10 protein-coding genes are annotated in these 10,328 nt (G+C 43.7%); 7 read left to right on the top strand and 3 right to left on the bottom strand.

The window, feature by feature from the left end; translation table 11 throughout:
- Window positions 1–214: 214 nt before the first annotated feature.
- Complete coding sequence (locus QUA54_RS32905; RefSeq protein WP_333419065.1) at window positions 215–2,425, top strand: ATP-binding protein; 2,211 nt, start codon at window positions 215–217, stop codon at window positions 2,423–2,425.
- 221 nt (window positions 2,426–2,646) lie between these two features.
- Window positions 2,647–4,113, top strand: coding sequence for a response regulator (locus tag QUA54_RS32900; protein WP_333419063.1), 1,467 nt, complete (start codon window positions 2,647–2,649; stop codon window positions 4,111–4,113).
- 332 nt (window positions 4,114–4,445) lie between these two features.
- Here QUA54_RS32900 and hisG read toward each other — a convergent pair whose 3' ends face one another.
- Entirely contained in the window at window positions 4,446–5,090 is a 645-nt protein-coding gene (gene hisG / locus QUA54_RS32895) for an ATP phosphoribosyltransferase (RefSeq protein WP_172193312.1), read from the bottom strand.
- Window positions 5,091–5,396: 306 nt separating this feature from the next.
- Between hisG and QUA54_RS32890 the strand changes: the two genes are divergently transcribed.
- The 3 genes from QUA54_RS32890 (at window position 5,397) to rppA (ending at window position 7,064) form a co-directional block, all read left to right on the top strand.
- Window positions 5,397–5,543, top strand: a complete 147-nt coding sequence (locus QUA54_RS32890) for a hypothetical protein (RefSeq protein ID WP_333419061.1) — start codon at window positions 5,397–5,399, stop codon at window positions 5,541–5,543.
- 131 nt (window positions 5,544–5,674) lie between these two features.
- Window positions 5,675–6,325: a glutathione S-transferase family protein gene (locus QUA54_RS32885; RefSeq protein ID WP_333419059.1), complete on the top strand. Its 651-nt coding sequence runs from the start codon at window positions 5,675–5,677 to the stop codon at window positions 6,323–6,325.
- 52 nt (window positions 6,326–6,377) lie between these two features.
- A complete protein-coding gene (gene rppA / locus QUA54_RS32880) occupies window positions 6,378–7,064 on the top strand; it encodes a two-component system response regulator RppA (RefSeq protein WP_333190880.1) in 687 nt (228 codons plus the stop codon).
- Between the two features lie 114 nt (window positions 7,065–7,178).
- Here rppA and QUA54_RS32875 read toward each other — a convergent pair whose 3' ends face one another.
- Together QUA54_RS32875 and QUA54_RS32870 are read right to left on the bottom strand one after the other, a co-directional pair.
- The gene (locus tag QUA54_RS32875; RefSeq protein WP_333419057.1) at window positions 7,179–8,015 is read right to left on the bottom strand and encodes a metallophosphoesterase; all 837 of its coding nucleotides are present in this window, start codon (window positions 8,013–8,015) and stop codon (window positions 7,179–7,181) included.
- Window positions 8,016–9,232: 1,217 nt separating this feature from the next.
- Window positions 9,233–9,388, bottom strand: coding sequence for a hypothetical protein (locus QUA54_RS32870; protein ID WP_333419056.1), 156 nt, complete (start codon window positions 9,386–9,388; stop codon window positions 9,233–9,235).
- Window positions 9,389–9,476: 88 nt separating this feature from the next.
- Here QUA54_RS32870 and QUA54_RS32865 point away from each other — a divergent pair, with 88 nt between their 5' ends.
- Together QUA54_RS32865 and QUA54_RS32860 are read left to right on the top strand one after the other, a co-directional pair.
- The gene (locus QUA54_RS32865; RefSeq protein ID WP_333419067.1) at window positions 9,477–9,674 is read left to right on the top strand and encodes a group II intron maturase-specific domain-containing protein; all 198 of its coding nucleotides are present in this window, start codon (window positions 9,477–9,479) and stop codon (window positions 9,672–9,674) included.
- 347 nt (window positions 9,675–10,021) lie between these two features.
- On the top strand, window positions 10,022–10,216 hold the full coding sequence (locus QUA54_RS32860; protein WP_333196630.1) for an HNH endonuclease signature motif containing protein: 195 nt from the start codon (window positions 10,022–10,024) through the stop codon (window positions 10,214–10,216).
- Window positions 10,217–10,328: the final 112 nt, after the last annotated feature.

Here is a 10,328-nt window from a genome sequence, read left to right as displayed (position 1 = left end):
AGAACCAATATTTCTTTGATACTTCTTCTGAAATCCCCTTGACAACTGCCATACAGGCTTAACTTGTTACCAATGGGTAAAGGATCGCCCTCCGAAACCAGCAAGTGTCTCAGATCACAAAAGCGATCGCTCCCGCTCACTACCAAAAAACCTAAAATTATGTCACATTAAGTAAAGGGTTATCAAAGAACTCTTGCCATATCCGTAAAAAGTTATGACAACAAAACTAAGAGCTACAGACACAGAGAAAATGGAGATAGACGGGCAGCAGTTGAAAGCAGACCAAGAACTGATTCTCAATCAAGTAGACAATCCGATCGCTCTGTTCGACTCGTCGGACTGCTTAGTTTTGTTTAACAAAAAATTGGCCGGAACTTGGGGACTGTCCCCAGAATGGCTCGCAACAAAGCCCAAGTGCCCTGTGCTGTTTGCGGAAATTGTCGATCGGGGTTACTTGTCAGTCCAGCAGTGGCAACAGTTTAAGCAAGCACTGGAAAAATCTCAGGATGGAAGTTTATCATATTATTTCGAGCAATCCAATGCGGTTTGTTTGGAGGTGTGCGTCACGATTACCAACAGCGGCGGACGGCTGTTTATCTTTCGAGACGTTACGGTATACCAAAACTCCCAAGCTAGCTTGAACGCAGAAGTCCGGCGACTGACATTTCTGTTAGGTTTAACTGAACGGCTGCAAAACTCTGACAGTTTGCAAGAAATAGGTCACTTTGCCCTCACCTATCTGGTAGAGGCAATGAATGCATCTTTCGGAGATGTCAAGGTGATTAGCGGCAAGGGAAACGATCGGTTTGCGGCGGCGATTTACAACCAAGTTTCTAGTGAATTTCTGGCTACTTACGGGGAACCAGTCGCCGCAGGAATGCAAGAATTGCTCGACAAAGGCATTCCCTACGGCATAGGTTTGCTGTGGGAAGTAGTGAAAACTGGTAAACCTTTGTTCGTCGAGGATTATGCCCAACATCCCAATGCCGTGCCGGAATTTCGGCATCCGGGAATCGGACAACTGGGCATTTTTCCGATCGCAGCTACCAACGGCACGATTATCGGCGTACTGACGCTGGAGTCCCGCAACGTCAAAAAACTGCAAACCGCCCTCAACCAAGAAGTGCTGGAGGCTGCTTGCCGGACTCTGGGGGCGGCGATCGAGCGGACTCAGACACAAGAAAATCTGCGCCAAGTTAACAAACAATTAGAGTATTCTTCTCAGTTGAAATCCGAGTTTTTAGCCTCGATGTCTCACGAATTGCGGACGCCTCTCAACAGCATTCTCGGCTTTTCTGACTTGCTGCTGCGGCAATTTGCCGGACCCTTGAACGATCGGCAAATCAACTATGTAGAACTGATCGAAAAAAGCGGCCAGCACTTGTTGCAGCTAATCAACGATATTCTGGATCTTTCTAAAATAGAAGCCGGGAAAGTAGAACTAAACTTACAGCCAGTTCGCGTTCACGAACTCGCGACCGACTGTTTGAAAATGATGCAGCCTCGGGCAGACAAAAAGCGGATAGCTTTATCTTTAGAACTCGACTATCGCATTACTAAAGTTTGGCTCGACGAACGGCGAATGCGACAAATTGCGATCAATTTACTTTCCAATGCCATTAAATTTACGCCCGAGCAGGGACAAGTTAAACTCATCGGGCGTCTGGCCTATGGCAGCGAAATAAACGACGACTACCGGCCGGATTGTTCTCCTGTAAATGCCAGCACTCCTTATTTGTGTTTTGAGGTGAAAGACTCCGGCATCGGCATTCCTCAAGACCGCTGGCACTTGCTATTTCGACCTTTTCAACAGGTGGATTCTTCGCTGACTAGGCGCCACGAAGGTACAGGTTTGGGTTTGGCTTTGACGAAGCGACTTGCAGAATTGCACGGGGGGACTGTTTCTTTTCAATCAGTTTGCGATCGGGGAAGTGTTTTCCGCGTTTGGCTGCCTTTGACGGAGATGCGTCAAGAGTTGGAAAACTTTGCTTCTTGTGCCTTGGATTCCAAGCCAGTCCCTGCTTCTGCGATTGCTTTACGAATTGGCAGGAAGCGGATTTTGGTTGTCGAAGACCAGCCTTTTAACCAAATGTTAATTTCTGAGGTGATGGAATTGGAGGGGTACGAGGTACAGATACTCGCGGATGGGAAGGCGATGGTCGATCTTCTCGCCGCCTCTACTGCGCCGGAGTTGCTGCCGAATTTGATTTTGATGGACATTCAGTTGCCGGATGTTGACGGTTTTGAGTTGATGCGCCGAGTTAAAGCAGATCCTGTCTGGCAGTCGGTACCGATGATTGCGGTGACGGCGATGGCGATGCCCGGCGATCGCGATCGATGTTTGGAAGCTGGCGCTTCTGCTTATTTGAGCAAGCCGCTGGATTTGAATTTGACGATCGCTACTGTTCGTTCTTTTCTCAGCTAACAATAATTATTTGTAATCCAGCACTGCCATTTATTATAATTGATAAAAAGAAAGGTTAAACTCAATAGTAGATAAATATCTATAGGACTTGCGCACACTTGCCTCAGAAACTTGGTTCCTACGAAAAATATCGAGTTTAGTAACGATAAATATACGAATTAACCAGTTTTCGAGGTAGCCCACGCGCAAGTCCCGAGCTAAATTCAATATATATATATTCCATGTCAAACAAGTCGCCCTGCATCATGTTGGTTGATGACGAGCCAGCTAATCTGATTTTACTGGAAGAGTTATTGCGCCTGGAAGGATACGCCACAGTATCAGCACTATCTGGCGATGAAGCGCTCTCCCTCGCCCGCGCATCTCGACCTGATTTAATTTTACTGGATATTATGATGCCGGAGATGGACGGTTTTGATGTGTGCGATCGCCTGCGAAAGGATACGGCATTGCAAACTGTACCGGTAATTTTTTTGACTGCCCTCGATGACGATACCTCTCGCCTTAGAGGGTTAGAAATGATGGCCGATGATTATTTGACAAAGCCTTTTAACAGTCGTTTGCTGCTGGCGAAAGTTGAAAATATTTTGCAGTTGAGTCAAATGCGAGCGCAAGCTGTATCTTCCCAATTCAACCAGCAAGTCAGAGAGCAAAGCAAGCAGCAAATCGCCGCAGCTTGGGAGGCAAACGAATATCTTTCAGAAAAATTTCAGCTATTTGTGCCGGAGCAAATTCTCGGACGAATTGCGCCGCAAGGAATAGAATCTATTCAGTTGGGCAATGTCACAGAAGAAGAGCTGACTATTTTATTTTGCGACATTCGCGGGTTTACTGCGATCGCAGAATCTCAAGAAGCTCGCGAGACTTTTGAATGGCTGAACGCTTTTTTTACTAAAATGAACGATTGCATAACATCCCACGGCGGGTTTATTGACAAATACCTAGGCGATGCAATCATGGCAGTATTTGACAAGCCGAATTCTCACGCTATGGATGCGATAGAAGCCGCAGTAGCAATGCAAGAAACTTTACGAGAATTTAATGCGAGCCGCCACCAATACAATTTAGAATTTCCAGTCAATATTGGTACGGGAATTAACACAGGTATCGGCATGATCGGCACTTTGGGTTCCGATCGCCGCATGGACTCTACAGTCATCGGCGATGTAGTCAATACAGCTTCTAGGCTAGAAAATTTAACTAAAATATACGGCTGCCAAATTATTGTTAGCGAAAATGCGATCCTTCATGCGAGAGAATTTCTAAATGGTATAAGTCCCAACTCAAACTCAAAAGAAAGTCTATTATTAAAGTGCGATTTGGAAGCGGAAACACAGGAGACTATTATTTCTACTTCTCGGGCGACTGCTGCCGACAGCAATTTGCCAAGGAACAATTATTACTATCGCTGGATCGATCGAGTAACTCCGCGTGGCAAGCAGCAAGCTATAGAAATCTACGAAATCTGGGCCGCCTCGTGTCCCGACTCTGAAGCAAAGCAGCTTACCCAGGTTTTATTTGACAAAGGAATTCAAGGATGGCAATCCGAAAGATTTGTCGCCGCCTTGGAATATTTTCAGCAACTAATCGAACAAAACCCTGCTGATACAGTCGTCAGTTTTTATATAAACCGCTGCCAGGAAAAACTAGGTTTGATATCTACAAGTAGCAGCTCAGAAATGATCTAAATAGAACCTGTTCCTAGTGAGTAATTAAGTCTTCTTTATTAGCGCACATCAAAGCAAAAGCGAAGCTAAAATAATCCCGTTCGTAGTGAAAACTTCAGTCCTCTTTATTAGCGCACGCAACCATTAAAGTCCTGCCTACAAACCTATACCAATTCGGAAAAGTACCCGAGCATCTGTAGGGATACGGCAATGCCGTGTCCGGCGCGGGGAGTATGACACGGCATTGCCGTGCCCCTACTGTTCGCTTTTAGTTTTGATAATTGGTATAAGATTGAGGATTGTAGCAAGACTTTTTTAAATTGGTATGATGAGAAAACTCTAATTTTAGACCATCAAACAGTCGTCAAAACTTGCTCTCTCAACTTGCCGATTAACTCATTAACCCCCCCCGTATTCAAGCGGTAACTCAAAGGATGACCGATTAAATAAGCCGAACTTTCAAACAAAACATCAATTTCCACCAAACCATTTTCTCGCAAAGTTTTCCCAGTCGAAACCAAATCCACAATAGCCTCCGACATACCCGTAATCGGTCCCAACTCCACAGAACCGTAAAGCGGCACAATTTCCACCGGCAAATTCAAATTGTGAAAATATTCTCTGGCACAGTGTACGAACTTAGAAGCAACTCTACCGTGAGGAGGCAAATCCACCGTTCGTCGATAAGAACTAGAACCCTTCACCGCCACAGACAGCCGACACTTGCCAAATTTTAAATCAATTAAATTGGCAACTTTCGGAGTTTTTTCCCGCAAAACATCATAACCAGCAATCCCCAAATCAGCTTGACCGTATTCCACATAAACCGGCACGTCGTGCGTTCTTACTAGCAAAGCTTTAGCAGTTCCGGTAGGGTCATAAATTTGAAGTTGTCGGTTAGAAGAATCGAGAAAAGCACTGAAGTCTAATCCAACCGATTTAAACAGCCGAATGCTATCTCCTAATAGTCCGCCTTTGGGAAGTGCAACAGTAATCATGTCAATTTTTAGAGTGTAAATTGCTCAATTTGGGAAGGGCGCGATCGCGGCACAAGCATAAACAGCTTTTACCAAACTCAGAATAACACATAGAGTTCATAGCGAAAAATAAATTTCGGGTATTGCTCGATCCTTTGTTTGGGTATATATTATATTTAGTCACTTTTTTAAAGGGCGGTCAGCATGGAAAAAAATCAAGAGTTTGACAGTCAAGAATTTGACGGATAATTTCACAGTGTAGACCCGGATTTCCTGAAAAATACAGTAGATGAAATCTTCTCAGGCGGCGGTCTAGAGGACGAGGAAATGGACTGTACAGTAGCCGTACCTACTGCTAACCACGCCAGCATCCCCACGGTCACAGGCTTGTCATCTTATGTGAAATGCAGCGTGTTCGATGACGCCGCCCGATCGAAGTTTGCAGAAAAACGTGGAACGCTGAGAGGCTGTTAATGTAAAATCCTTGCAGAGGCTGGTCGAGAGAACTGGACACTCGCGCGATGCCATTGTGTATCACGCCTTTGTGTATTCAACTCTAAAACTTAAAATTTAACGGGCGATCGCAAATAACTGACAGCTAAACTATGACCGAATTGACACTTGTTATTGGCAACAAAAATTATTCCTCTTGGTCGCTGCGTCCTTGGCTGGCGATGAAACAAGCTGGATTGGAATTTGCCGAGGTGAGAATCCCTTTAGGCTGGCCGACAACCCATAAGGAAATTCGGCGCTATTCTCCCTCGGGAAAAGTGCCAGTTTTAATCGACGGTGACCTAAAAGTGTGGGAATCTTTAGCAATTTGCGAATACGTTGCAGAACGCTTTGCTAATGATTTGTGGCCGGTCGGTGTAGCGGAACGGGCGATCGCCCGTTCCATCTGCGCCGAAATGCACGCGGGGTTCCAAAATTTGCGCCAAAATATGCCGATGGACTGCCACAACCGCTATCCGGGAGAAGGGATGACTCCCGGTGTAGAAGCAGATATCGATCGCATCTTTGCCATTTGGCGCGAATGCCGCCAAAAATTCGGAACAGGCGGCAATATGCTGTTCGGAAAATTTACAGTTGTTGACGCTATGTTTGCCCCCGTTGTCATGCGTTTTGTCACCTACGAAGTCAAATTAGATTCAGAAGCAAAAGCTTATGCTGATGCAATTTTGGCACTGCCTGCCATCCAGGAATGGGTAGCAGCAGCTTGCAGCGAAACGGAAAGTATTCCACACATTAAAATCTAGGAAAAATCAGTTTACTTAACCTAAAATCTCAAATCTCAAATTTGAAATCAGGATGCGGATTCTTTTAGTTGATGATGAAGTTGAGTTAACTGACCCTTTGAGTCGAGTCTTAACCCGCGAAGGTTATACAGTTGATGTGGCATTTGACGGAGCAAGTGGCAGCAATTTAGCCATGCAGGGCAATTACGATTTGCTGATTTTGGATTGGATGCTGCCGACACAAACCGGACTGGCAATTTGCCAGAAGTTGCGATCGCAAGGACGGAGTACGCCAGTGCTATTTCTCACCGCCAAAGATACCGTAGACGATCGCGTACAAGGACTCGACGCCGGTGCAGACGACTATTTAGTTAAACCTTTTGAACTGCGAGAGCTCCTAGCCAGAGTCCGCGCATTACTGCGGCGGCCTCCTACTATTGATGCCGAGGTTGCTGTCGGGCGGCTGCAAGTTGCAGATTTACAGCTAGACTACGACAATCAATTAGCTTATCGGGGCGATCGCACAATTGACTTATCAGAAAAAGAATGTCAGTTGTTAGAATACTTAATGCGCCATCCCGGTCAATTGCTAACACATGAACAAATCCACCAGTATTTGTGGAATGAAGCAGAAAAACCCAGCAGCAATGTATTAGCAGCTCAAGTTCGCCTGCTGCGGCGCAAAATAGAAGCCCCGGGCGAATCTGTGCTAATTCACACAGTCTACGGCAGAGGCTATCGTTTTGGAGAAGCCAGCTAATAATAATAGAAATTGTACCCAATTCCTTTTTTTTACCCACTTGCGAAGCCGAAGCTCCTTCTGCCTTCTGCTATATTATTTGTTATCGGGAAAGTATGCACCCTAAACCAGCCTTTACGTATTTTGACAAACCAAAGTAATTACTGTCACCTCAGGGGGACAAAATAGCCTTCCTGGGGAATAAGTTCCCAAACCCCGATTCACGTACAGTAAATTACTTCCCACCTGATGCAAACCGCTAGCCCATTCCCAGTGAGTAACTACTCGATCGCAAGCCGACAGAAAAGGAATGAACTTTCGGATTGGTTGAGGAATCAAAAAGCCAATTTTTCTCACCCAAGCATACAAAGGCCCGATACCGGGAATAACGATTTGACCGCCGTGAGTGTGGCCAGACAACTGCAAATCAATCCGCCAATTTTGCAGCTTTTCAGCAGTATCAGGATTGTGAGACAATACAATCCGAGGAATCGCGGGATTTATTGATGCCATTACAGGTTTAGGCGCAAAATCGCCCGACCAAAAATCCGCTAACCCAACTAAAGCTAATTCTGACCCGAAAGGATAGATTGCTTCGTTGTACAAAACCCGAATGCCGACGCTATTTAAAGCATTAGCAACCTCTCTTTTTGCCCCCGGCCAATAGTGGTCGTGATTGCCCAAAACCGCGTAAATTCCCACTCGACTTTGCAAGCTTTTCAATCGGTGTACTAAGGCGTAAATAGGTGCGGGGTCGTAGGTAATAAAGTCACCGGTTAAAAAAATCATGTCTGGTTCAGCTTCATTGGCCGCAGCAATCGCCTCTTCTAGCAACCATTCCGACAGCCGCACCCCGTCATAGTGAAAGTCAGTAAGCTGTACAATTTTAGTACCGGATAGATTTGCTGGGAGATTGGCGATCGGTATTTGTAAATACTCTACTCGCAGTTTCCCAGTTAATAACCTGTGCATAAATCTAAGGTTTATGGATGACAGAGCGCAACCTCTAGCTTAGCAAATAAATAGGCAAGACTGCCATACTAGATATTCTTCCCTTTTCCTTCCGTCATCTGACTAATAAATACTAATTGCTGACTAATAAACACTAATTGCTGACTGATGACTAATGGCTAAAGTCGTGGAGGAAAAAACAAAAATATTTTCCTCCCTATAATTAAACTCCAATGCCAATTAGAATTGATAATTACTCGCCTAATAGCGCCTGCCTTAGAACTTAATTGAATTAGTCTGACCGGCGAGGAAAGAATATATTGCTAATGCACTCTTTTCAATTGAAGCTACCGAGTATTTATTAGATTAGCTTTTAAATCAATACTTCGGACAGTTTTTAAGCAGCCAGAGTACCATGGAACAGGAGTTCAGGAAAGTTAGGGTGATTTAAAATCAAATCCCGGTCTAAATCTAACTTTTCAAGAAAAGTATAAAGCAGATGCCGATTGAGTTGCAGGCGTTGATAATAACAGATTTAAACACAAGTATTTGACTTGAAAAATGACAATTATAAGCCTGATATTGGCTAACTTAAATAAATTTAAACTAGCATTAAAATGAAAATTAATCCGTTGGGATGAGAAGATTAGCAATCAGATAAACCCGTAAATTGTTTGGAATCACGGAAAATAAATTTAATTTGAAAACGCGCCCGATTATATTCAATAATTCGCTCAGGAGATAGATTAATATCAGTGCTAAATAATAAAGTATTTTTGATTTTCCCGTTGGCTTGAATCTCAGAAATACAAGCCAAACAAATTTGGCAATTTAAATAACAACTCGCCTTCCACTAATGTATAGAGTGAAACGCCCGGTTTTATTTCTTTAACAAAATTTAGGCGACTCAAATCCTGGCAGTCAAATTTACCATCATATTTACGAGGTTCGCCCAGTTTCTTTTGTTAACCTGTATAGATAACGGAGGTCAGCATCAACTCTTAATTTGTCAATTAAATCTAAATTTAACTCCAGTACAGTCTCCCATAATTTAGAACGGTAATAATAGCCATCAGCCACTAAATAACGGACAGAGTTTGGCAAAAATAACGAGTATTTTTTAAATGTTTGGCATAGCAGTAAACTCTTGTTATATCAGGATTTGAGGTTTCAGGTACCTGTTTTTTCGCTGATTTTTGACAGCTTTTTCTTTGTATGTGTTCGGGTTTTTTCGGTAGTTATGTTTGAGGACGGGAGGGAGTTTGTTGCACACTTAAACTAATTAATAAATGAGTATATACTTCGACAATAAAAATTACAGAAATTTCCAGTTCCTGTTGGGCTTTGCCAGCTTTGCTCTTATAAAAATAAGCTTTTTCATCATTTTTTTTCAATTTTTATTAAAAAAGAACAATCAATGACGACAATAATTGTCTGCTCAGAATTCAAAGCAAGTTCCGTGAAAATATTGATTAAGGTGAGATTTTAGGTTTTAACACACTCATCACGCCAAATAAGAAGTCAAGTAAGGCTCACCAAGAGGAAATCGGAACAATCATCAAAAAACACAGGTCATCGCCACAATCGGCGTTAATTAGAGACTTAAACCCTGTGATAAGGGGATGGACTTCTTTCTATACAAACTCTGACGCAAGAACCGTTGGAGAACTTCAAAAATAAGATCACCTCACATACCTGAAACTTCGAGGTTGGGCAAAACTCCGTTGTGGAAATATCAATGCAGGACACCTACTATATTGGCCTCCATTGGCGGAAATAACTGGGTATTCTCAACCAGAAAAGAGGGAGCGAACCCCCTTCGGTTACTAAAGCATAGAGAATTCGAGTGTAGCAGCACCGACTATGGGAAAGTTAAAGGGGATAAAAGTCTCTACGACGGAGACCTAGTTTATTGGAGTTCAAGATTGGGGGAAAATCCTGATTTGCCGAGTTCGGTATCAAAACTCCTGAAATGGCAGAAAGGGAAATGCCCTCATTGCGAACTTATTTTCAGAAACGAAGATGTAATGGAAGTTGACCATATCGTCCCCAGAGCCATTGGAGGTAAGGATGAGTACAAAAATCTTCAACTATTACATCGGTATTGTCACGATGTTAAAACTAAAACCGACTTGGAATCAATCAGGAAACATAACCTGGAACTCCTATCTTCAGGAAAGAAATCTCAAGCAAGTCGGAAAGAAGGGGAAGCCCTCAAATGACAAGAGTACACCCGAGTAGCTGTGTGCGGTTAAAGTCGCAAGCACGGTTCGTGCGGTTCGTTTCTATGAAACTAGCCTGTATGGGTTAGGGGATTAGAGCCTTTACGCCGCC

The organism is Microcoleus sp. MOSTC5, from assembly GCF_036701825.1.
Classification (GTDB): Bacteria; Cyanobacteriota; Cyanobacteriia; order Cyanobacteriales; family Microcoleaceae; genus Microcoleus; species Microcoleus asticus.
The sequence above is the reverse complement of the archived record's forward strand: the minus strand, read 5'-3'. Positions and strand labels throughout refer to the sequence as shown.

What these genes read in the sequence shown, in the direction of transcription:
- rppA (WP_333190880.1), top strand. Translation starts at nt 6,378, where the DNA reads ATGCGGATTCTTTTAGTTGATGATGAAGTTGAGTTAACTGACCCTTTG.
- QUA54_RS32875 (WP_333419057.1), bottom strand. Translation starts at nt 8,015, where the DNA reads ATGCACAGGTTATTAACTGGGAAACTGCGAGTAGAGTATTTACAAATA.
- QUA54_RS32900 (WP_333419063.1), top strand. Translation starts at nt 2,647, where the DNA reads ATGTCAAACAAGTCGCCCTGCATCATGTTGGTTGATGACGAGCCAGCT.
- hisG (WP_172193312.1), bottom strand. Translation starts at nt 5,090, where the DNA reads ATGATTACTGTTGCACTTCCCAAAGGCGGACTATTAGGAGATAGCATT.
- QUA54_RS32905 (WP_333419065.1), top strand. Translation starts at nt 215, where the DNA reads ATGACAACAAAACTAAGAGCTACAGACACAGAGAAAATGGAGATAGAC.
- QUA54_RS32885 (WP_333419059.1), top strand. Translation starts at nt 5,675, where the DNA reads ATGACCGAATTGACACTTGTTATTGGCAACAAAAATTATTCCTCTTGG.
- QUA54_RS32890 (WP_333419061.1), top strand. Translation starts at nt 5,397, where the DNA reads ATGGACTGTACAGTAGCCGTACCTACTGCTAACCACGCCAGCATCCCC.
- QUA54_RS32860 (WP_333196630.1), top strand. Translation starts at nt 10,022, where the DNA reads ATGGAAGTTGACCATATCGTCCCCAGAGCCATTGGAGGTAAGGATGAG.